The organism is Comamonas sp. E6 (genome assembly GCF_001010305.1).
Taxonomy (GTDB): domain Bacteria; phylum Pseudomonadota; class Gammaproteobacteria; order Burkholderiales; family Burkholderiaceae_C; genus Comamonas; species Comamonas thiooxydans.
Genome location: NZ_BBXH01000032.1, coordinates 22265 through 42802 on the forward strand (window position 1 = coordinate 22265; position 20538 = coordinate 42802).

Here is a 20538-nt window from a genome sequence, read left to right on the forward strand (position 1 = left end):
CGCGCAGCGACTCAAGGGGGCTTTCATCTACAGAGGCCGGTTTTCATCGCTGTCCGGCGCACGGCGCTGCGGCGCCAGCAGCAAAGCGCTGACCACGGGCCACAGCAAGGTCTCGATCACTGGAGCTATCAGAAACTCCAGCCCAGGGAAGATACCTCCCGTCGCGACACGCAGCAGTACCTGAATGCCGTGCGCCGCAGCAAACACCGGCAGCAGATGCAGGGCCTGCACGGGGCTCGAGAACCAGAGCAGGCGGCGACTCATCCAGCCCGTCACGAAGACCAGCAAGGTATAGGCCAGTGCATGCTGACCCAGCAGCGAGGCTCGGTCCACATCCATGACCAGCCCCAGTGCAAAGGCAATACCCAGGCCCACGCGCTGCGGTTGGTTCAGACTCCAGAAGGCCAGCAGCAGCAGCAGCATGTCCGGCAGCCAGACTATGCGGCCCAGCGGAAGCATGTTGACGGCCAGGCCTATCACCAGGGTGACGACGATGAACAGAGGATTGACCGGCAGCAACAGCTGCTGGCCGCGCGGCATGATCATGCGGGATCCTTTGCAGGCTTGGCGGCCTTGGTCCCCGCCTTCTCAGCGGCGGCCTTCTCCTTTTCGGCAGCGGCCGCCTCCTTTTTGCCACGCGCCTTGGCAGCCCGGTCGGCCTTCTCGGCATCGGCCTGGGCCTGCATATTGGCGGCCTCGGGATGCTCGGTACGGCCCTGGGGCTTGAGCACCATCACATGGCGCACACCCTGCACGCGGCCCACGGGCTCGCAGTAGATGCGGGTGAAGGCAGAGTCGGCACGGCGGTCCACGGTCACCACCTTGGCCACGGGCAGGCCCGTGGGATAAAGCCCGTCAATACCGCTGGTGGTGAGCAGATCGCCCACCTGTACATCGGCGTTGCTGGGCATGAAGCGCAGCTCCAATCCGCCGGCGCGGGTCGAGGATGCATCGCCATAGGCGACGCTGCGCGCGCCAGTGCGCGGGTTGAAAACGGGAATGGCCTGATCGCGATCGATCAGCAGCGTGACCTCGGCACGCGTCGGATAGACGCGCGTGACCTGGCCTATCACGCCTTTTTCATCGAGCACGGGCGAGCCCGGCGCAATATTGTCCGCCTGCCCCTTGTCGATCACCACGCGGCGCGTATAGGGGTCAGGACTGTCATAGACCACCTCGGCCACCTGCCCCGGCGTCAACGAGCGCTCACGCAACTCCAGCATGGAGCGCAGATGCTCGTTCTCCTTGATCAACTCGTCGGCCAGCTCGGCGCGCTGAGCCATGACGACCAACTCCTTGCGCGCAGCATCCTCGCGGGCCACGGCCTGCTGCTGCACCTCGGCATAGCGGCTGGCGTTCTGGTAGGCCAGCACGGGCTGGGCCACCAGCCATTGCACGGGCGACAGCGCCACCGACAAGGCCGCGCGCACCGGCGTGGTGATCTTGAAACGCGCGTCGGCCACCATCAAAAACAGCGCCAAGGCGCTGTAGAGGGCAAGCTGGGAAGTGCGCGAGGCCTGTTGCTTGAACAGTGATGGAGCGCGGTGGTCCAGGGTGTCCAGGCTCATGCGTGCTCCCGCAGCATGGCCGCATGCGCACGGCCACCTGGATCAGAAGGAATGCAAAAAGAGAGCGCGGTATGCAGGCGTATCACGGACTCAGGCCCTGTTCATGGAAGTGGCTGCGGTACGCGCACTATGCCGCGTGCCGCAAAACACCACATTGCACAGCGATTAATCGCTGGTGAAGATGCTGCCCTGGCGATCCATGGTCTCCAGCGCCATGCCGCAGCCGCGCACCACGCAGGTCAGCGGCTCCTCAGCCACCAGCACGGGCAGACCCGTCTCTTCGGCCAGCAGACGATCCAGATCGCGCAGCAGCGCACCGCCGCCAGTCAGCATCATGCCGCGCTCGGCAATGTCGGCACCCAGCTCGGGAGGCGTCTGCTCCAGCGCATTCTTCACGGCGGAAACGATCTGGTTCAGGGGGTCGGTCAGCGCTTCCAGCACTTCGTTGGAAGAGATGGTGAAGCTGCGCGGCACGCCTTCGGACAGGTTGCGGCCCTTGACTTCCAGCTCCTTGACTTCGGAGCCGGGGAAGGCCGAGCCGATCTGCTTCTTGATCAGTTCTGCCGTGGGCTCGCCGATCAGCATGCCGTAGTTGCGGCGGATATAGCTGATGATGGATTCATCGAACTTGTCGCCACCCACGCGCACCGAGCCCTTGTAGACCATGCCGCCCAGCGAGATCACGCCCACTTCGGTCGTACCGCCGCCGATGTCCACCACCATGGAGCCAGAGGCTTCGGAGACGGGCAGGCCCGCGCCGATGCCGGCAGCCATGGGTTCTTCGATCAGGTACACGGCCGTGGCACCCGCAGCTTCGGCGGCGTCCTTGATGGCGCGGCGCTCGACCTGGGTGGAGCCGCAGGGCACGCAGATGATGATGCGGGGGCTGGGCGTCAGCACCGAGCGCGGATGCACCATCTTGATGAACTGCTTGATCATCTGCTCGGTGATCACGAAGTCGGCGATCACGCCGTCTTTCATGGGGCGAATGGCTTCGATGTTGCCGGGCACCTTGCCCAGCATGGCCTTGGCTTCGCGGCCGACAGCCTGAATCACCTTCTTGCCGTGGGGGCCGCCTTCGTGACGGATCGCAACCACCGAAGGTTCGTCCAGAACAATGCCCTTGTCTCGGGCGAAAATCAGGGTGTTAGCTGTGCCAAGGTCAATGGCAAGGTCGGTGGAGAAGTACCGACGGAAAGCTCCGAACATTCAGGGTCCTCTCAGGCACGGCTTGCGCATCGGCTAGCCGTCGCCGGGATGTAAGGTAATGGAGTCTGGGTGGTGGGCATTTTTTGCACAATGACCAGCCGAACGGAGGTATTGCGGCAAAGCCGAGATAATACCGTATCCCCTGTGAATAACTTCTACTGTCAGGGTTAGAAACACTGCTTTACACGCGGCGGCCCTGTTAAATAATTTCTATGGCATTGAACGATCAAGACATTGCGCGCATCGCCAACTTGGCCCGCCTTGAACTGTCGCAAGACGAAAGTAAGCGCATGCTCGCGCAACTAAACAACTTTTTCGGCATCGTCGAAAAAATGCAGGCTGTGGATACTTCAGGCGTCAGCCCTCTGTCACATCCGGTGGCAGCCATCCAGGACGTCGCCTTACGGCTACGTGACGATTTGGTAAGTGAGGGCAATAACCGCGACGCCAACATGCAGAACGCCCCTGCAGCCGAAAAGGGTTACTTCCTCGTGCCCAAGGTCATCGAATAAACGCGCGGGACACATCAGAACATGAGCCAAACCGAACTCCACCAATTGAGCGTGGCCGAGCTGGCCGCGCAGCTGCGCGCCAAGCAGGTCTCAGCCACCGAAGCCGCCCAGCATTTCCTGGCCCGCGCCAAGCAGCACCAGCAGCTGGGCGCTTTTGTCGCCATCGATGAAGACGCCACCCTGGCCCAGGCCAAGGCGGCCGACGCCCTGATTGCCGAAGGCAAGGGCGGCAAGCTGGCCGGCGTGCCCATTGCGCACAAGGACATCTTCGTCACCAAGGACTTCCCCACCACCGCCGCCAGCAAGATGCTGGAGGGCTACAAGTCGCCGTTTGACGCCACCGTGGTGAAGAAGCTGGCCGATGCCGGCGTAGTCACCCTTGGCAAGCTCAACTGCGACGAATTCGCCATGGGCGGCGCCAACGAGAACTCGGCCGTGGCCCCCGTGGGCTTTGACGCGGCACAGCCCGTGCGCAACCCCTGGAACACCGAGCGCGTGCCCGGCGGCTCGTCCGGTGGCTCCGCCGCTGCCGTGGCCGCGCGTCTGGCCCCGGCCGTGACCGGCACCGACACCGGCGGCTCCATCCGCCAGCCCGCCTCGTTCTGCGGCATCACCGGCATCAAGCCCACCTATGGCCGCGCCAGCCGCTACGGCATGATCGCCTTTGCCTCCAGCCTCGACCAGGCCGGCCCCATGGGCCGCAGCGCCGAAGATTGCGCGCTGCTGCTCTCCGAAATGTGCGGCCCCGATCTGGACCGCGACTCCACCAGCCTGGACTACCCCGCCGAGGACTTCAGCGCCCGCCTGGGTGACTCGATCGAAGGCCTGCGCATCGGCGTGCCCGCCGAGTTCTTTGGTGAAGGCCTGTCCGACGATGTCCGTGCAGCCGTCAACGCAGCGCTCAAGGAATACGAAAAGCTGGGTGCCAAGCTGGTTCCCGTGAGCCTGCCGCGCACCGAACTGTCCGTGCCCGTGTACTACATCCTGGCTCCGGCCGAGGCTTCGTCCAATCTGTCGCGCTTTGACGGCGTGAAGTTCGGCCACCGCGCCGCCAAGTACGAAGACCTCAACGATATGTACAAAAAGACCCGCGCCGAAGGATTCGGCGACGAGGTCAAGCGCCGCATCATGATCGGCGCCTATGTGCTGTCCGAAGGCTATTACGACGCCTACTACCTGCAGGCGCAGAAGATCCGCCGCATGATTGCCGACGATTTCCAGGCTGCCTTCAAGGACTGCGACGTCATCGCCGGCGCGGCCGCGCCGACAACCGCATGGGCCATTGGCGGCAAGGCCGATCCCGTGAGCAACTATCTGGCCGACATCTTCACCCTGCCCGCTTCGCTGGCAGGCCTGCCCGGCCTGTCCCTGCCCGCAGGCTTTGGCGATGGCGGCATGCCCGTGGGCCTGCAGCTGATCGGTAACTACTTCGGCGAAGCCAAGCTGCTGAACGCGGCCCACCGCTTCCAGCAAGCGACAGACTTCCACCTGAAGAGCCCTGTTGGCATTTAAATGAAACACCCCCTGAGTCGCTTCGCGCCTTCCCCCACAAGGGGGACGACAGCCTCGCTGCGGGGCGGCCCTTGCTCGCTGTCCCTGGATCGGGCCGCGCCAGTTTCATGCGCGGCGCCATGGATACAGCCCACTTTTTGAAGCAAGAACATGACTGTGAAACTAATCAATGGCTACGAAGTCGTCATCGGCTTCGAAACCCACACCCAGCTGGCGACCAACAGCAAGATCTTCAGCCGTGCCAGCACCGCCTTCGGCGCCGAGCCCAACACCCAGGCCAGCGCCGTGGACCTGGCCCTGCCCGGCACGCTGCCGGTGATGAACAAGAAGGCCGTGGAATGCGCAATCAAGCTCGGCCTGTCGCTGGGCTCGACGATTGCGCCGCGTTCCATCTTCGCGCGCAAGAACTACTTCTACCCCGACCTGCCCAAGGGCTACCAGATCTCCCAGTTCGAGATCCCCGTGGTGCAAGGCGGTGAAGTCAGCTTCTATCTGGAAGAGGGCAAGAACAACGTCCTCAAGACCGTGCGTCTGGTGCGTGCCCACCTGGAGGAAGATGCCGGCAAGTCCGTGCACGACGAGTTCATCGGCCAGTCCGGCATCGATTTGAACCGCGCCGGCACGCCGCTGCTGGAAATCGTGACCGAGCCCGATATCCGCTCCACCGCCGAAGCCGTGGCCTATGCCAAGGAGCTGCACAAGATCGTCACCTGGATCGGCATCTGCGACGGCAACATGCAGGAAGGCTCATTCCGCTGCGACGCCAACGTCTCCGTGCGCAAGCCCGGCCAGCCCCTGGGCACGCGCCGCGAGATCAAGAACCTGAACTCGTTCAGGAATATGCAGATCGCCATCGACTACGAAATCCTCTGGCAGATCGAGCAGATCGAGGACGGCCACAAGATCCAGCAGGCCACCGTGCTGTTCAACCCCGACACGGGCGAGACCCGCGCCATGCGCACCAAGGAAGATGCGGCCGACTACCGCTACTTCCCCGACCCCGACCTGCCTCCGCTGGTCGTGGCGCCCGAATGGGTGGAGCAGGTCAAGGCCGAAATGCCCGAGCTGCCCCGCGCCATGGCCGCGCGCTTTGTAACGCAATACAGCCTGCCCGAGTACGACGCCACCACGCTGACGCAAAGCCAGGCCATGGCCGCCTACTTTGAAGCCGCTGCCAAGGCCTGCGGCCAGCCCAAACTGGCGTCCAACTGGATCATGGGCGAGATCTCGCGCCGCCTGAACATGGAAGAGATCGGCATGGACCAGGTCAAGGTCTCCGCCGAGCAGCTGGGCACCCTGATCGCCCGCATCCACGGCAACGTTATCAGCAACAACTCCGCCAAGCAGGTGTTCGAGGCGCTGTGGACCGGTGAAGGCTCCGATGTGGACGCCATCATCGAAGCCAAGGACCTCAAGCAGTCCAACGACACCGGCGCACTGGAAGCCATCATCGACGAGGTAATCGCCGCCAACCCCGCCAACGTGGAGCAATACCGCGCCGGCAAGGACAAGGCCTTCAACGCCCTGGTCGGCCAGGTCATGAAGGCTTCCAAGGGCAAGGCCAACCCCAGCCAGGTCAACGAGCTGCTCAAGGCCAAGCTGGCCTAACTCTGTTACAAGCACGTCCCTCAAGGCGTGCCTCTGCCCCCAGATAATGGGAGCACGCTCCAGGGCCGCAGGCAGCATATGCCTGCGGCCTTATTACTTGCAGCTCATCCCAGTCCTCGGTCCCCATGCCCTGTGGCGCCTGCCCAGGAAAAAATCAGTGATCTTCTCGAACGCCTCACTCATCGAATCCGAAAAAGAGCGCAACCTCTGCAGCAAGTTTTTTGCCGGTTACTTTTTCAACGAATTCACGGCCGGCTATGCCAAGCGCATCGTCCAGTTCAACCGCTACATCCAGGAAGTCACGGGCCGCGACGACCTCGGCCTTCAGTCCCCCCATATCTCCTTCGACACCCACGCCTACCTGTGCCACGAGCGCCTGCGCAGCAAGCTGGCCGATGTGCTCATCTCAGACCCCGCACGGCAGGTCTTTCTGTTCATCGAGACCAAATACCTGAGCAACTGGACTTACGCCGCCGATGTGGCCAAGGGGCTGGAGCGGCTGGACAAGGTCTTCGACGCCGATAAGAAGTCCCATCTGGCAGACGCCCGCCAGCATTACTTTGTGCTGACCTCCAGGCGCAAGGAGGAAGCAGCAGGCCGCCCCGTGCAGCACTACGCCCCGGTGAATGGACCTATCTATGTTCCCACCCCTTCGCGCGCCGCAGAAGTGAGCGAGGGCGACGCGGCTGAGTCCGCGAAGCCTTCTTTCACCAGCCTGCTCTATTGGGAAGACCTGGCCCAGATGTGCGACCGCTCGGAAGTGCGCCAGTACATGGAGGCGCGGTTGAAGCTATGTGTCAGCAGCAGTCGGAATCAGCACAAGGCGGGGTACTTTTTGCCGGGGGCGTGAGGACTGCTTGATCAGGTCGCCACATGCTCGCTGGAAGCAAGGAACTCCAACTGAATCAGCCCGCAGGTCAATGTCAGGTCACGATGCAACGCTGTCCTTCGACAGCGCTGCCCGCAGCCCGAACCGCGTGCCGCAGGCGCTGACACACGGGGGGATGCGGGTACAGGCGGACTGCCTGAATTTGGACGAGATCGGCCTCTAGCGCTTATCCAGATTAAGCAAGCAGCAAAAAAACTTAAAGAAGCCATTCCGTTTCCAGTTTTCGCCCCTTGTGCCCACGCCTGCGGCGGCCTCTTGGGGCTGGCAGTTGCACCGCAGAGTGCGACTGCATCGTCTTCAAATATGCGGCCGTTTGTTCGAACGGAGCGGCATGCCGCGAAGTGAGTTGGGCCGCATAGCCGCAAGAGGTGGGCGGCGCAGGTTGCCCCCGTCGCGCAACGAAGAGGACGTGGGCAGTAGGGACAGGCTCTTTGCCTACTTTCTGGTGGTCCGGCATACCGGCAGCAGAAAGCAGGTCGGCAGGCGGGCCGAGACCCGCCCTCTGCAAGCAACGCAGGCATGTCGTTGGCTTTGTAAAACATGCCCTCATGTAAACCAACAATCAAACAAGGCATCTCATCAAAACAAAACATCAAGCACTGACAGCTATCTTTTTCAAAAGCCACCGTTGATTACATAAATCCAAGGTAAAGCGCACACCAAACCCACACAAATCTGCGCACAATCCGGCGCACCCCCCATATCTTTGCGCTCCATGTTCTCCAAGCTGCTCAAGCCCCTGCTCTGGCTGCTGGCCCTGTGCCTGGCGGTCTATATCTGTATCTGCAGCTATATGTTTGCGCAGCAGCGCCAGATGATTTTTCCGGGTGGCGGCACACGGGTGGCGGCCGAGAGCACCGATTTCTCGCTGCAGCGCGCCGATGTGCTGCTGCGGGGCTGGCAGCTGCACCCGGCCGACGGCAAGGCGCGCAATGCGGTGATCTACTTTGGCGGGAATGCCGAGAACATTGCCCACCGGCTCCAGCAGCTGTCGCGCAGCCTGCCGCACAGCGATATCTATATGCTGGCCTACCGCGGCTACGGCGCCAGCGAGGGCGAGCCCACGCAAGAGCTGATGGAGCTGGATGCCGCGGCCTTGTTCGATGAGGTCAGGCGTCTGCACCCACAACTGCCCATCACCGTGATCGGCCGCAGCCTGGGCACGGGCGTGGCGGCTGCCGTGGCCGACCTGCGCCAGCCGGACCAGTTGGTGCTGATCACGCCCTTCGACAGCATTCTGAACACGGTGCGCGGCATGTATGGCTGGCTGCCTGTGGAACTGCTGCTGCGCGACCCGTTCGACTCTGCCGCGCATCTACGCAATTACCATGGGCCGATTCTGGTGCTGCGCGCCGGACGCGATCAGGTGGTGCAGCCCGAGCGCACCGACGCCCTGCTGCACGGCCTCAGGGACAAGGCGGTGCAGGTGCAGGAATTCGCCCTGGCGAATCACTCGACCATCTTCCGCGCCAACGGCTTCTGGAGCGCCATAGAGCAGTTCGTGGACGGGCATCACAAAGCGGCCTGAAAGACCTCTGACGCTCCCAGCAGGAGCTGTCCGGCGATGCGTTTCAAGTGCCCGTCAGATCCTTGACGACCGTCGTCGCGCCGTTTTTCCTGACGGACTCGATGCCCGCATCGCGCGAGGCCGCCGAGGCATAGAGCTGGCTTGTGCCGATAACCTGATGGTTGGCCGCCTTGAGGTTGAAATGCTCCTTGCCGTTGCTGGCGGTCTTTTTCTCATAGCGCTCGGCCAGCGGGCTGTTGGTCTGCACCGAGGCAATGCCACTCTCGGCCGCCGCCCGTGCCTTGTACAGCTCGCTGGTGAGGATGACCTCGCCATTGCCGGCCTTCAGCACAAACCGGAACTGCCCATCGCTGCTCTTGCTCAACTCGAAATGACCTGCCATTGGTTTCTCCTTCAGTTGCAAAAAGCGGCCTGCGCCGCAGGGGTAGCCCGCACACTATAAAACCATCACCGCTGAAACCGGGCATCCCATGGCCGGCTCCGGCGGTGATGAATCCAGCCTTGTCAGCTTTTCATGGCGCTTTCATAGGGCGGCTGATCCAGCCCCATGCCTTCGGCCAGATTCTCGGCATAGCCCAGCATCAGCGTACGCCGAGATAGCAGCACAGACGCCAGCTGTACCCAGCCCGCATGTTCCCGCACCTCGCCCTGCCCCTGGCCGTAGAGCATGCGCAAATCCTCTATCAGCCGATCGACCAGCACCGCATCGGGCAGGCTGCTGCGCACAAACCCCATCCATGCGGCGCCCATGCCGAAGAAGCGATAGCCATATTGCACCGCAAGATGGCGGATGACAGCGTGGTTCTGAAAACTGTCCCAGTCCGCGCTGAAATAGCCGTTTGGCTGGCCCGCAATCATGAGCTCGTCACTGGGCACGGGCAGACGCTGGACATAGACCACCTCGTCGAGCAGCACCTCGGGACTGCCGTTGGCCTGCAGCAGGGCATCTACATCCTCGGCCGCCAGCAGCAGCGTGCCGCAGACCTGCACCCAGTCCTGCACCAGCTCGGGCCGCTGCAGCTGCGCCACCCGGTGCTGCAGCGAAGCCAGCGTCAGGGCCTGCTCCTGCGCCGGGTCGTCCCAGTCCATGTCCTCGGGGTCATCCAGATACAGGCGCTCATCCTGGCTCGCATGGCCGCTGGTGTAGCTGCACTGGCTCACATCGTCCAGCGTGCAGAGGTAGCGATGTGCAGGGTCGGCGGCACGCAGCGCGTCCAGCCGCTCCAGCACCTCGTCCAGCGTCTTGAACTCCTGCAGCCACTCATGGGCGAAGCCGAAGTTGCCCCGGCGATATTCGGCCTGTTCCCCGTCGAATCTTCCTGTCTTCATTTGCGCAGCACCCGGCGATAAAAGAACACACACAGGCCCACGAAATAGGCCAGGCCCAGCCACATGGCGGGCGCAAAGCCTTCGCCGACCAGGGCCAGCGGCGCATCCTTGCCGCTGAAGCCTATGAGTGCCGCAATCAACAGGCCCATCAGGCTCTCGCCTACGATGAGGCCGGAGGCCAGCAGCAGGCCGCGCTCCTCGGCCGCCGCCGTCCAGTCCTTGCCGCCGCGCTGCGCATAGGCCTTGATGGCTCTGGCAATGCACCAGCCCAGCACCGCGCCTATGGTCAGCGTCAGGCCTATGGTGGGCGGCAGATAGATGCCCAGGCCCACGGCCAGCGGTGGCAGCGCACCCTTGCCGCTCTTGCGCAGGGTCAGATCGATCAGGATGACGACAATGCCCACGGCCACGCCCAGACCCAGCATGCTCCAGTCCAGCGAGCCCTTGAAGATGCCGCTGGCAATCTGCATCATCAGCGTGGCTTGCGGCGCGGCCAGGGCCTGATTCGGGTCCATGCCGGCACGCGGCATGCTGCCGGCAAAACCGTAGGCGTTGTAGAGCAGATCCAGCACGGGCGGTATGACCAGCGCGCCCACCAGACAGCCGATGATGAGCACGATCTGCTGACGCCAGGGCGTGGCCCCCACCAGATAGCCGGTCTTGAGATCCTGCAGGTTGTCGTTGGAGATCGCAGCCATGGCCAGAACGGCCGAAACCATGAACAGCACCAGCGCAATGCCCATCTGCCCAGCGACGGCGCTGGCATAGGCCGGCACCAGGGCATGCAGCGCCAGCAGGGCCACGCCCATGAGCAGGGTGGCGATGATGCCGATGCCAGAGATGGGACTGGCCGACGAGCCCACCAGACCGGCCATATAGCCGCAGGCCGCCGCCACCAGAAAGCCGAACAGGGCCGCGAACAGCACACACAGGGCCGCCAGGCCGTAGCGTGCGCCAGCGGCCAGATCGGGCATATGCCCGGCGATGAAGTCATTGACCACCAGGAACAGCACGCCCAGGGCGGCGGCTCCTATCATCAGCATCCAGCTGCGCGGCATGTCCTTGTCGGTTTCATCGCCACCGCCGCTCTCGGCGACGCTGCGTGCAGGCTGGTTGCGAATCGCCTGGACAATGGGCTTGGCCAGCGTGGCCACGGTCCACAGCGCCGAGATGCCGATGACGCCCGCACCCAGAAAGCGGGCCTTGCTGCCCCAGAGCTGGGTGGACAGCTCGGAGAGCGCCTGGCCGGCCGCAGGAGAAGCCTGGGCCGTCAGCCAGGGCACGACCACACCCCAGCACAGCGCCAGCCCCACAAGCACTGCAATGCCTGCGGCCGCCCCCATCAGATAACCTGCGGCCAGCAGGGCGGGCGAAAAGCCTGCCGCCACGCGAAAGGCCACGCTGCCTGCGGGAATCCAGAAATTGAAGGCATCGCCAAGCAGACGCAGACCGCCGCTGAAAAAGCCGAACAGCGCGGCCAGCCCCGTGCCCCAGCCCAGCTCGCGCAAGCCCGAACTACGCGGTTTGCCCAGGTTCTCCGGATCGTGAAGATGGCGCTGCTCATCGCCTACGCGCAACACCTCGGCAGCAGCCACGCCCTCGGGATAGGGCAGCTCGGACTGCACCACCAGCACGCGGCGCAGGGGCACGGTGTAGAGCACGCCCAGCGTGCCGCCGGCCGCGCAGATCAATGCCGTCTGCCAGAACGGGAAACCCGTCCACAGCCCCAGCATGAGCAATGCCGGCAGCACAAAGATGACCGAAGACAAGGTGCCGGCCGCCGAGGCCTGGGTCTGCACCAGATTGTTTTCAAGGATGTTGGAATCCTTGAAGCGATAGAGCAGCGCCATGGAGATCACGGCGGCGGGAATCGCCGAGGCAAAGGTCAACCCGACCTTGAGCCCCAGATAGACGTTGGCGGCGGTGAACGCCAGGGTGATGAGCGCGCCAAGCAGCACGCCACGAAAGGTGAACTCTCTCTTGATTGGTGTATTCATTGTGCAAGCGGGAGGGTCTGTAACGGCACAAGCCTAGCATCAGCGGCGCGCAACACCATGTCCGTCGCGCCCCTTCGGGCCAGCTTCTGGCATCACCAATGGCCGGTACATGAAAAAAGGAGACCAAGGTCTCCTTTTCCGTTCAGCTGCCAAGGCTTCAGAACAGCACGCGGCAGCGGATGGTGCCCGCAATCTGCGCGAGCTTTTCCAGCGCCAGCGCCGAGGACTTGGCATCGATATCGATCACCACATAGCCCACTTTTTCATCGGTCCGCAGGTACTGACCTGCGATATTGATGCCGTTGTCGGCAAACACCTGGTTGATGGCAGAGAGAATGCCGGGACGATTCTCGTGCACATGCAGGATGCGGTTGTTGCCGGGGTGCTCGGGCAGCGCCACTTCGGGGAAGTTGACGGCCGATGTGGTCGTGCCGTTGTCGCTGTACTTGACCAGCTTTTCCGCCACTTCCAGACCGATATTGGCCTGCGCCTCCATGGTGGAGCCGCCGATATGCGGCGTGAGGATGACGTTGTCCATGCCACGCAGCGGCGACAGGAATTCGTCCTTGTTGCTCTTGGGCTCCTTGGGAAAGACGTCGATGGCCGCGCCCAGCAGCTTGCCGCTTTGCAGCGATTCCGCCAGCGCCTCGATATCGACCACCGTGCCGCGCGATGCATTGATGAGAATGCTGCCGGGCTTCATGGCGGCAATCTGCGCCGCTCCCATCATGCCGTTGGTGGAGGCCAGCTCGGGCACATGCAGGGTGACGATGTCGGACTGGGCCAGCAGCTCGTTGAGACCGCTGCTCTGCTGGGCATTGCCCAGCGGCAGCTTGGTCACCACGTCGTGGAAGATGACCTTCATGCCCAGGCCTTCGGCCAGCACCGACAGTTGGGTGCCGATGGAGCCATAGCCGACGATGCCCAGCGTCTTGCCGCGGATCTCGAAGGAATTCTCCGCGCTCTTCTTCCAGCCGCCGCGGTGGGAGACGGCATTCTTTTCGGGGATGCCGCGCAGCAGCAAAATGGCTTCGCCCAGCACCAGCTCCGCCACCGAACGGGTGTTGGAGTAAGGCGCGTTGAAGACCACCACACCGCGCTCGCGCGCTGCGTTGAGATCCACCTGGTTGGTGCCGATGCAAAAGCAGCCCACGGCCACCAGTTTCTGCGCGGCCGCGAACACATCGGCCGTGAGCTGGGTGCGCGAGCGGATGCCGACAAAGTGCACATCGGCAATCTTGCGCTTGAGCTCCTCGCCGTCCAGCGCGCCGGTCAGTGCCTCCACATTGGTGTAGCCCGCGTCATGCAGCACCTTGAGCGCGGAGGGATGTATGCCCTCGAGCAGCAAAAACTTGATCTTCGATTTATCCAGCGACGTCTTACCCATGATCCAGCCTCGATCCATCAAAACTCCATTACAGCGGTTTCGTAATTCCGTTACAGGATCTGGGTGCATCGCCCCTTCATGAAGTGAAGAGGAGCAGCACCGGCGTCCCCGGCCCAAAAACGAGCGCTGGGCGGGACGGAAGCGTGCATTTGTCGACTCAGCTGTAACAAATTACGACTTTCCGATTCGCTTCCTACAATCGCGATCATTCACGCGCTTCCAATTTCATAGTTGAAAGTGCAGACCACTCAAGCTTTTTACAAGGATTTGCTGCCTATGCTGACCCTCTTGCGCCGCGCAGAAGATTTGCTGATTCAAGTTCTGCGTCTTGTCTTGCTCGCCTTTTCCATCTTTGTGCTGTTTGGCATGGGCCACTGGATCTGGGACCACTACAAGCCCAAGAAGCCCGATACCGCCACTGCTGGCGCAACGGCGCTGAACTGGAAGGATGCGCCCTACGACCTCAAGTACATGGAAGAAGAGACCGGTCGCGACCTGAGCGTACTCGGCAACGCCGTGCCCATGGAAAAGCGTCTGGCCGACCCCGCCCTGCGTCCGGATTTCCGCAAGGCCGACGGCCTGCTGCGTGGCTTCATCTACCGGGACACGGCTGCGCGCAAACGCGTAGAAACGGAAAACAGCAGCCAGGGGCTGGATCCCATCCACCCCCTGCTCAAGGGCGATGCCCTGCCCTCGGCCGACGATGTCAACCGCCAGATCAAGATGCGCGAGGCACGTGAAAACTCCTGCTGCGACAAGGAGGCTGCCGACGCGGCCGCTGCCGAAGTGGATGCCGCCTGGACGGCTCGCCGCATCTCGCTGACCCGCGAGGACCGCATGGCCCGTGCCGCCGCAGATGCTGCAGCCGATGCAGCGATTGCGGCAGCCGCCGAGGCTTCGGGCGAAGACGCCATGCTGATGGATCCGGTGAACCTGGCCTCCGAAATCAACGACCGTGCCCAGGCCGCCGAGATGGAGCATGGCGAGGGCTCGTATGCTGCCTACATCAAGGGGCTGCCCGTAGCGCTGGAGAAGGTGCTGGGCAACGAAAGCCTGACCAAGAAGCTGCAGCAGCAGTCCGCCCCGCAGATCGTCAATACCTTGCTGACCAACTACACACTGTCGTTCGACCGCACGGCCGCCAAGCTGCGCGGCGACAACCTCGATGAGGAAAAGTGGGAGTTTCTGGGCATGGACACGGCTTTTGCCACGCTGCTGATTTCCTGCCTGGTGATGGTGATGATGGCGCTGGTGATGTTCCGCATGGAGCGCCATTTGCGCGGTATCGGCGCGCAATCGGGTCAGAAGTCCTGATTTTCCGGCTCCGGCACAAAGGCCGGAGCTTGCGCTATGGTTTCGGGCCCGCCTCTGTACAGTAGGCGGGCCCTTTTCTTTTCAGTTCAGCGATATTCACCATGAGCACCACCCGTAGCAGTACCGTCCCCGTCCACGCGCAATTCATCGAGCGCATGTCGCCGCGCGCCTTTGTGCCTGAAGCACTGAGCGCTGCCCAGATCGAGCAGCTGGTGGAAGCCGCCCGCTGGGCGCCTTCGGCCAGCAACAAGCAGCCCTGGCACTTTGCCTACGCCCTGCGCGATGACGCGAACTGGCAGGCGTTCTCGCAGATCCCCAACGAAGCCAACCGCCGCTGGTGCCTGAATGGCGGCGCGCTGATCGTGCTGCTGTCGGACAGGCAGGCTTCCGCCGCCAAGCACAGCTTCGACGCGGGCTGCGCCTGGGGCTATCTGGCGCTGCAGGCCCATGCCATGGGTCTGGCCACCCACGCCATGGGCGGCTTCTCTGCCGATGAAGCCCGCAAGGTGCTGAACCTGCCCGAGCATCTGGTGCCCGAATGCGTGATCGCCGTGGGCCGCCGCGCCGATGCCGCCACTTTGCCCGACGATCTGCGCGAGCGCGAGCAGCCCTCGGGCCGCAAGCAGCTGGCCGAAATGCTGAGTGCCGGAGCCGTTCAAGCCGCCGCAACCGCCTGAAGCGGTGCCAATCCCGCCAAAGCTCCACAACTCACCCTGTGGAGCTTTTTTTGACAGAATTGCCGCATTAATCAATACAACATTGCGGGAGCAGCTATCAAATTTGCGCCCCGTAGCCTGAGCCTATGTCCGTCATGCAAACAATGTGGCAGCGCCTGGGGCCGGTGGCCTCGCGCCCTTCTTGGAAAGAGCTGATCCGCGCCAGCATCGGCGCAGGTCTGGGTCTGGCGCTGGCCGGCATTCTGGTGGGGCTGGTCGAGCATTTCTTTCCCAACACCCTGTTCCTGTTCGCACCGCTGGGAGCCACCGCCGTACTGGTCTTCGCCGTGCCCAGCAGCCCGCTGGCCCAGCCCTGGAACTGTGTCATCGGCAACACCGTGCCTGCACTCTATACCTTGCTGCTGCTCTGGGCGTTTCCCACGCTGTCCCAGACCTCGCTGGCCGCGCTGGCCGTGGCAGGAGCCATTGCCCTGATGCTGCTGCTGCGTGCCCTGCACCCGCCGGGTGGCGCCGTGGCCTTGCTGACGGTACTGGCTGCGGCCCAGATGGCGCCACTGGGCTGGCATCTGCTGATTCCCATGGCCGTGCTCTCAGGCGTCCTTGCAGCAGTCGGAGTGCTCTACCACCGCGCCTGCGGCCGTCCCTACCTGCACCAGCCGCCCCAAGCGGCCAAGACCCAGCGCCCCACCACGCGCCTGGCGCTGAGCGAGCAGGATCTGGAGCAGCTGTTGCAGCGCTTCGAGCAAAGCTACAACCTGACACCCGAGGATCTGGGCGAGCTGCTGGCTGCCGCCGAGGAGGAAGCCATCAAGCGCCGGCTGTCCAGCGTGAACTGCGGCACCGTCATGTCCGCCAAGCTCCTGACCGTGAGCCCGCAGACTCCGCTCGAAGAGGTCGCCGAACTGTTTCACCGCCATCTGATCAAAAGCCTTCCCGTGGTCGATGCGCAAGGTGAGCTGATTGGCCGCGTGCTGCGCGCCGACCTGTTCGACTGGCTCTGGCAGGATCACCGCGCGCGCCAGCAGCAAAACCTCTGGCAGCGCCTGCGCAGCCGGCCATCCAAGGTGCAATCCGTAGCCCAGGAACTGATGCGCGCACCAGAGATGAGCGTACAGGAAGACACACCCATGGGCGATCTGCTGCACGAGCTGGCATCGCACAGCGTGCAGTTCATTGCCGTGCTGCGAGGCAAGACCCTGGTCGGCGTCATCACGCGCTCCGACGTGATTCGCACCTTGCTCTCCATCAATCAATAGCCATGCGGGCAAAGGCTCTCTTGCCTGACCTGGGCTGCTGGATAAACTATGGGCAGTACTGGTTTGATTGCCCGAAAAGGAGTTGCTGCCATGGACGCCGTGTTCACCCCAAACCTCGACAAGCTGCGCAACATAGTGCAAAGCTTTGGAGCCAGTTCCTTTACCGCGACACAGGTGGCCACGGAATACGAAGGCAGCACTGCCAGCAGCGAAATCACCAAGACCTTCGAAGAGCTGCTCGCCCACCACGCCACCGTGCTGGGCATTCAGTCCGTGCCGGGCCACCATGTGGTCTGGCGCGCAAACTGAGCCGCTGACAAGCCCCTTCATGCATGCCCACTTCGGTGGGTATTTTCTTTTTCATCCAGGGATCAACTGGGCTAAAGTGCGGCGCCATGTCGCTGATTCCTCTTTCGTTGTGGATGCCGCTGTCCGTTGCGGCCTGCGTGCTGCTGGTACTGGCCGCCGTGGGCTGGCTATGGCGTACCGCCCTGCGCATCCCCGCAGGCAGCCGTGACGGCCGCAATATGCGCAACATGGCCGCCATTGCCAGCGCAGGCCTGCTGCTATGGCTGGCCTATGGTTTGTTCAAGGGTTATGGGGCGCTGTGGCAAGCCGATGCGCTGATGCTCATGGCTCAGGCACCGTTGCTGGTGCAGATGCCCTTGATCATCGCCGGAGTGGCCTGGATTGCGACCCTGCTGCTGGGTCGGGTCATGGCCATGCACAAAGACGGCCACGAAGACTGAAGGCACAGCCGTCAGTGCGAGCGCGTTGCGGCCGGCTGCAGATCAGCCCATAGTTTGCGCAGCTGCTGCAGCTCGGCATCGAAGCGCTGGTTGATGCGCTGCTTTTCCTCTTCCTGCTGCTTGATGAAGCGCTGCTGCTCGGCCTGAGATTCCGTGTTGTCGTCCAGCTGGCGGCGCAGATTGGCGGGAGCCTTCTTCGGGTCGTTCTGATAGAACTCCAGCTCGGTATTGAGCTTGCGGCGGCGTTCCTTGAGATCGACCTGGCGCTGCTGGGCCACGCCGATCACATCGTTGACCTGGGCAATGGCCTCGGCTCTGGCGGCGTCATGCACGCCCTGATTGGGGAAGCGCGCCAGCATCGCACGGTCACGCGAGCGCTCCTCACGCAGGCGTTGCTGCTCGGCCTGATCCTGGCGGCGCTTGGCCTCCTGTGCACTGCGCTCCTGATCGGTCAGCGTGGGGCCCACGCGGCGCAACTCGACGCCCGTGGTACCAAGCACACGCTGCTCGCGATCGACGCAGGAGGCAATAGGTCTGTCGGCCGTGATGCGCCGCCCATTGGCATCCGTGCAGGCGTAGATACCGCCGCTATTGGCTGGGGCCTGGGCTTGAGCCGGCATGGCGCCTGCCCAGACGGTAGCTATCACATACAAACTCAGTTTTGCATGCAAGGCCTGCTTCATTTGCGTGTTTATTCCTTGTCTTCAACACCATAACGCTGACGGTAGGCCAGCACGCGCTCATGATGCTCGCGTCCGGCATCCCCGCCCTGCTGCTCGAGATAAAGCAACAGATCTGCCAGCTTGGCAATCGCACAGACCTGCATGCCCAGCTGATTGCGCACATATTGCACGGCGCTGTGCGGCACGTCCTGGCCATTCTCCGTCGCCATTTCCTGACGATCCAGAGCGATGGCCACGGCATGCGGCTCGGCACCGGCCGCCTTGATGATAGCAATCGACTCGCGCGCGGCCGTACCGGCCGACATCACGTCGTCAATGATGAGCACGCGGCCCTTGAGGGGAGCGCCCACCAAAGTACCGCCTTCGCCGTGGTCCTTGGCTTCCTTGCGGTTGTAGGCAAAGGGTACGTTCTTGCCCTGCCGCGCCAGTTCCACCGCCACCGTGGCTGCCAAAGGGATGCCCTTGTAGGCAGGCCCGAAGACCATATCAAACTCCATGCCGCTGGCCAGAATGGCTTTTGCATAGAATTCGGACAGACGGGCCATCTTGGCGCCATCGTCGAACAGGCCGGCATTGAAGAAGTACGGGCTGATGCGCCCGGCCTTGGTCTTGAATTCGCCAAAACGCAGCACGCCCGCATCGACGGCAAACTGCACAAAATCCTGCGCCAGACGGTCTGCACCGCCCATTGGCTTCTCACTCACCACCATGGATTCATCCTTGTTCAAATTAACCAGCCTCAACCTCAACGGTATCCGCTCTGCCACGACCAAAGGCGCCGAAGCCTGGATCGAAGCCACTGCGCCGGATTGTATTTGCGTCCAGGAAATCAAGGCCCAGGCTTCGGATATGGCCGGGCGCTTCGAGGTGTTGGCCGGCATGAAGGGCTACTTCCACTTTGCCGAGAAGAAGGGCTATTCGGGCGTGGGCGTCTATACCCGCCACGAGCCCAGCGATGTGGTCGTGGGCTTCGATATCGAAGAGTTCGACGCCGAGGGCCGCTATGTTGAAACCCGCTTCGACACGCCAGGCCGCAAGTTCTCCGTCATCAGCGCCTACTTTCCCAGCGGCAGCTCGGGCGAGTTGCGCCAGGAGGCCAAGTTCCGCTTTCTCGCCAAGATGCACAGCCACCTGATGCACCTCAAGGCCGAGCGCGACTTCGTGCTCTGCGGCGATATCAATATCGCGCACCAGAAGGAAGACCTGAAGAACTGGCGCGGCAACCAGAAAAACAGCGGCTTCCTGCCCGAAGAGCGCGACTGGATGAGCAAGTTGCTGCACAAGACCGAGGCCAGCGGCGGTCTGGTCGACGTCTATCGTCAGCTTCAGCCCGACACCACGGATGCCTGCTACACATGGTGGAGCAATCGGGGCCAGGCCTATGCCAACAACGTGGGATGGCGACTGGACTACCACCTGGCCACACCGGCGATCGCGGCCCTGGCGCGAACCGAGTCCATCTACAAGGGCGAGAAGTTCTCGGACCACGCACCCATCACCATTGGTTACGACATGGCGATCTGAAGCGCGCAAGCAACGCCGGCAGCGACCTGCAAGGCAGTGAACGCACGCATGCTCGGCGAATTGAGTTAGCGCAAGGTGCAACAGTACAACCCATGCGAGCATGAGTTGTACTGAGCCGGCTGGGCAGGTTTCCGAAAGAATGAACTGCGGAACCTGGAGGGCGACAAGGCCACAGCGGTTCCCGTTTCGCTTTTAGGAAAAGGAATAGCCAATGAAGAAGATCCTGATGACCCTGGCCCTGTGTGCAGTCGGTGCCCTGAGCGCACCCGCCATGGCGGCAGGCTGCGAAGCCGTCGTTGAAAGCAACGATGCCATGCAGTTCAATGTCAAAAGCATCGATGTGCCCAAGTCCTGCAAGAAGTTCAGCGTGACTCTCAAGCATGTGGGCAAGATGCCCAAGACCGCCATGGGCCACAACATCGTGGTCAGCACCGCTGCCGACATGCAGGCCGTGATCACCGATGGCATGGCCGCTGGTGCTGGCGCCGACTATGTGAAGGCCGGCGATGCACGCGTGCTGGCTCACTCCAAGGTGATCGGTGGCGGCGAGACTACCAAGTTCGACATCGATGCGAGCAAGCTCAAGGCTGGCACTGACTATGCCTTCTTCTGTTCCTTCCCCGGTCACTCGGCCCTCATGAAGGGCTCGCTCAAGCTGGGCTCCTGAGTTCCGAAGCTCCTGATTCAGGAGCATCAAGTGCTTTACATATATAGCTTCTGAATTGATTTCAAATCAAAAGTATTGATGGTAAAGCGCCAAAAGCTCCTGAATAAGGAGCGCCATCGGCAACACCAA

Annotated in this window: 21 protein-coding genes; 12 read left to right on the forward strand and 9 right to left on the reverse strand. The window is 62.7% G+C overall.

The features are described 5' to 3' along the window. Positions 1 to 27 precede the first annotated feature (27 nt). The 3 genes from mreD to CSE6_RS23115 all read right to left on the reverse strand — a co-directional run bounded on the left by mreD (position 28) and on the right by CSE6_RS23115 (position 2777). A complete protein-coding gene (mreD, locus tag CSE6_RS23105) occupies positions 28 to 546 on the reverse strand; it encodes a rod shape-determining protein MreD (RefSeq protein WP_034357886.1) in 519 nt (172 codons plus the stop codon). Beyond that, positions 543 to 1568 carry a rod shape-determining protein MreC gene (gene mreC / locus CSE6_RS23110; protein ID WP_003070406.1) on the reverse strand — a complete coding sequence of 342 codons (1026 nt, stop codon included), beginning with the start codon at positions 1566 to 1568 and terminating at the stop codon, positions 543 to 545. The genes mreD and mreC overlap by 4 nt, the downstream gene beginning before the upstream one ends. Before the next feature lie 165 nt (positions 1569 to 1733). Beyond that, entirely contained in the window at positions 1734 to 2777 is a 1044-nt protein-coding gene (locus tag CSE6_RS23115; protein WP_003059473.1) for a rod shape-determining protein, read from the reverse strand. A gap of 212 nt (positions 2778 to 2989) precedes the next feature. Between CSE6_RS23115 and gatC the strand changes: the two genes are divergently transcribed. The 5 genes from gatC (at position 2990) to CSE6_RS23140 (ending at position 8826) form a co-directional block, all read left to right on the forward strand. Then, positions 2990 to 3289, forward strand: a complete 300-nt coding sequence (gene gatC / locus CSE6_RS23120) for an Asp-tRNA(Asn)/Glu-tRNA(Gln) amidotransferase subunit GatC (RefSeq protein WP_003070403.1) — start codon at positions 2990 to 2992, stop codon at positions 3287 to 3289. Between the two features lie 21 nt (positions 3290 to 3310). Then, positions 3311 to 4801 (forward strand): Asp-tRNA(Asn)/Glu-tRNA(Gln) amidotransferase subunit GatA, encoded by a 1491-nt coding sequence (gene gatA, locus CSE6_RS23125; RefSeq protein WP_045839217.1) that lies wholly within the window; start codon positions 3311 to 3313, stop codon positions 4799 to 4801. A 150-nt stretch (positions 4802 to 4951) separates the two neighbouring features. Then, positions 4952 to 6409, forward strand: a complete 1458-nt coding sequence (gene gatB / locus CSE6_RS23130) for an Asp-tRNA(Asn)/Glu-tRNA(Gln) amidotransferase subunit GatB (RefSeq protein WP_059441587.1) — start codon at positions 4952 to 4954, stop codon at positions 6407 to 6409. Positions 6410 to 6566: 157 nt separating this feature from the next. Then, a complete protein-coding gene (locus CSE6_RS23135) occupies positions 6567 to 7259 on the forward strand; it encodes a hypothetical protein (protein WP_034393261.1) in 693 nt (230 codons plus the stop codon). A gap of 754 nt (positions 7260 to 8013) precedes the next feature. Beyond that, entirely contained in the window at positions 8014 to 8826 is an 813-nt protein-coding gene (locus CSE6_RS23140) for an alpha/beta hydrolase (RefSeq protein ID WP_059441588.1), read from the forward strand. Positions 8827 to 8869: 43 nt separating this feature from the next. Here the strand turns inward: CSE6_RS23140 and CSE6_RS23145 are convergent, their stop codons facing one another. The 4 genes from CSE6_RS23145 to serA form a co-directional block, all read right to left on the reverse strand. Beyond that, a complete protein-coding gene (locus CSE6_RS23145) occupies positions 8870 to 9208 on the reverse strand; it encodes a YegP family protein (RefSeq protein WP_034406982.1) in 339 nt (112 codons plus the stop codon). 122 nt (positions 9209 to 9330) lie between these two features. Further along, positions 9331 to 10155, reverse strand: a complete 825-nt coding sequence (locus CSE6_RS23150; RefSeq protein WP_034380922.1) for a hypothetical protein — start codon at positions 10153 to 10155, stop codon at positions 9331 to 9333. Beyond that, positions 10152 to 12152, reverse strand: coding sequence for an OPT family oligopeptide transporter (locus tag CSE6_RS23155; RefSeq protein ID WP_059441589.1), 2001 nt, complete (start codon positions 12150 to 12152; stop codon positions 10152 to 10154). Before CSE6_RS23155 ends, CSE6_RS23150 begins: the two co-directional genes overlap by 4 nt. A 157-nt stretch (positions 12153 to 12309) precedes the next feature. Next, positions 12310 to 13539, reverse strand: a complete 1230-nt coding sequence (gene serA, locus CSE6_RS23160; protein ID WP_034357918.1) for a phosphoglycerate dehydrogenase — start codon at positions 13537 to 13539, stop codon at positions 12310 to 12312. A 276-nt stretch (positions 13540 to 13815) separates the two neighbouring features. On the opposite strand from serA, the gene CSE6_RS23165 reads away from it, so the two are divergent. The 5 genes from CSE6_RS23165 (at position 13816) to CSE6_RS23185 (ending at position 17535) form a co-directional block, all read left to right on the forward strand. After that, on the forward strand, positions 13816 to 14853 hold the full coding sequence (locus tag CSE6_RS23165; protein ID WP_059441600.1) for a hypothetical protein: 1038 nt from the start codon (positions 13816 to 13818) through the stop codon (positions 14851 to 14853). A 101-nt stretch (positions 14854 to 14954) separates the two neighbouring features. Further along, entirely contained in the window at positions 14955 to 15530 is a 576-nt protein-coding gene (locus tag CSE6_RS23170; protein ID WP_034380918.1) for a nitroreductase family protein, read from the forward strand. Positions 15531 to 15664: 134 nt separating this feature from the next. Next, positions 15665 to 16786: an HPP family protein gene (locus CSE6_RS23175; RefSeq protein WP_238585786.1), complete on the forward strand. Its 1122-nt coding sequence runs from the start codon at positions 15665 to 15667 to the stop codon at positions 16784 to 16786. A 90-nt stretch (positions 16787 to 16876) separates the two neighbouring features. After that, positions 16877 to 17095 carry a hypothetical protein gene (locus CSE6_RS23180; protein WP_003070377.1) on the forward strand — a complete coding sequence of 73 codons (219 nt, stop codon included), beginning with the start codon at positions 16877 to 16879 and terminating at the stop codon, positions 17093 to 17095. An 86-nt stretch (positions 17096 to 17181) separates the two neighbouring features. Continuing rightward, positions 17182 to 17535 carry a hypothetical protein gene (locus tag CSE6_RS23185; RefSeq protein ID WP_034380913.1) on the forward strand — a complete coding sequence of 118 codons (354 nt, stop codon included), beginning with the start codon at positions 17182 to 17184 and terminating at the stop codon, positions 17533 to 17535. An 11-nt stretch (positions 17536 to 17546) separates the two neighbouring features. On the opposite strand, the gene CSE6_RS23190 is transcribed toward CSE6_RS23185, so the two are convergent. Together CSE6_RS23190 and pyrE are read right to left on the reverse strand one after the other, a co-directional pair. After that, positions 17547 to 18218, reverse strand: coding sequence for a hypothetical protein (locus tag CSE6_RS23190; RefSeq protein WP_003070372.1), 672 nt, complete (start codon positions 18216 to 18218; stop codon positions 17547 to 17549). A gap of 8 nt (positions 18219 to 18226) precedes the next feature. Next, entirely contained in the window at positions 18227 to 18928 is a 702-nt protein-coding gene (gene pyrE / locus CSE6_RS23195; protein WP_045839220.1) for an orotate phosphoribosyltransferase, read from the reverse strand. A gap of 10 nt (positions 18929 to 18938) precedes the next feature. On the opposite strand from pyrE, the gene CSE6_RS23200 reads away from it, so the two are divergent. Then, positions 18939 to 19742: an exodeoxyribonuclease III gene (locus CSE6_RS23200; RefSeq protein ID WP_034357855.1), complete on the forward strand. Its 804-nt coding sequence runs from the start codon at positions 18939 to 18941 to the stop codon at positions 19740 to 19742. A gap of 211 nt (positions 19743 to 19953) precedes the next feature. Beyond that, on the forward strand, positions 19954 to 20409 hold the full coding sequence (azu, locus tag CSE6_RS23205) for an azurin (protein ID WP_003070364.1): 456 nt from the start codon (positions 19954 to 19956) through the stop codon (positions 20407 to 20409). The last annotated feature ends 129 nt before the right edge of the window (positions 20410 to 20538 follow it).

Coding starts and splice junctions, on each gene's coding strand:
- mreD (WP_034357886.1), bottom strand. CDS start 546: ATGATCATGCCGCGCGGCCAGCAGCTGTTGCTGCCGGTCAATCCTCTG.
- mreC (WP_003070406.1), bottom strand. CDS start 1,568: ATGAGCCTGGACACCCTGGACCACCGCGCTCCATCACTGTTCAAGCAA.
- CSE6_RS23115 (WP_003059473.1), bottom strand. CDS start 2,777: ATGTTCGGAGCTTTCCGTCGGTACTTCTCCACCGACCTTGCCATTGAC.
- gatC (WP_003070403.1), top strand. CDS start 2,990: ATGGCATTGAACGATCAAGACATTGCGCGCATCGCCAACTTGGCCCGC.
- gatA (WP_045839217.1), top strand. CDS start 3,311: ATGAGCCAAACCGAACTCCACCAATTGAGCGTGGCCGAGCTGGCCGCG.
- gatB (WP_059441587.1), top strand. CDS start 4,952: ATGACTGTGAAACTAATCAATGGCTACGAAGTCGTCATCGGCTTCGAA.
- CSE6_RS23140 (WP_059441588.1), top strand. CDS start 8,014: ATGTTCTCCAAGCTGCTCAAGCCCCTGCTCTGGCTGCTGGCCCTGTGC.
- CSE6_RS23145 (WP_034406982.1), bottom strand. CDS start 9,208: ATGGCAGGTCATTTCGAGTTGAGCAAGAGCAGCGATGGGCAGTTCCGG.
- CSE6_RS23150 (WP_034380922.1), bottom strand. CDS start 10,155: ATGAAGACAGGAAGATTCGACGGGGAACAGGCCGAATATCGCCGGGGC.
- CSE6_RS23155 (WP_059441589.1), bottom strand. CDS start 12,152: ATGAATACACCAATCAAGAGAGAGTTCACCTTTCGTGGCGTGCTGCTT.
- serA (WP_034357918.1), bottom strand. CDS start 13,539: ATGGGTAAGACGTCGCTGGATAAATCGAAGATCAAGTTTTTGCTGCTC.
- CSE6_RS23165 (WP_059441600.1), top strand. CDS start 13,816: ATGCTGACCCTCTTGCGCCGCGCAGAAGATTTGCTGATTCAAGTTCTG.
- CSE6_RS23170 (WP_034380918.1), top strand. CDS start 14,955: ATGAGCACCACCCGTAGCAGTACCGTCCCCGTCCACGCGCAATTCATC.
- CSE6_RS23175 (WP_238585786.1), top strand. CDS start 15,665: ATGCAAACAATGTGGCAGCGCCTGGGGCCGGTGGCCTCGCGCCCTTCT.
- CSE6_RS23180 (WP_003070377.1), top strand. CDS start 16,877: ATGGACGCCGTGTTCACCCCAAACCTCGACAAGCTGCGCAACATAGTG.
- CSE6_RS23185 (WP_034380913.1), top strand. CDS start 17,182: ATGTCGCTGATTCCTCTTTCGTTGTGGATGCCGCTGTCCGTTGCGGCC.
- CSE6_RS23190 (WP_003070372.1), bottom strand. CDS start 18,218: ATGAAGCAGGCCTTGCATGCAAAACTGAGTTTGTATGTGATAGCTACC.
- pyrE (WP_045839220.1), bottom strand. CDS start 18,928: ATGGTGGTGAGTGAGAAGCCAATGGGCGGTGCAGACCGTCTGGCGCAG.
- azu (WP_003070364.1), top strand. CDS start 19,954: ATGAAGAAGATCCTGATGACCCTGGCCCTGTGTGCAGTCGGTGCCCTG.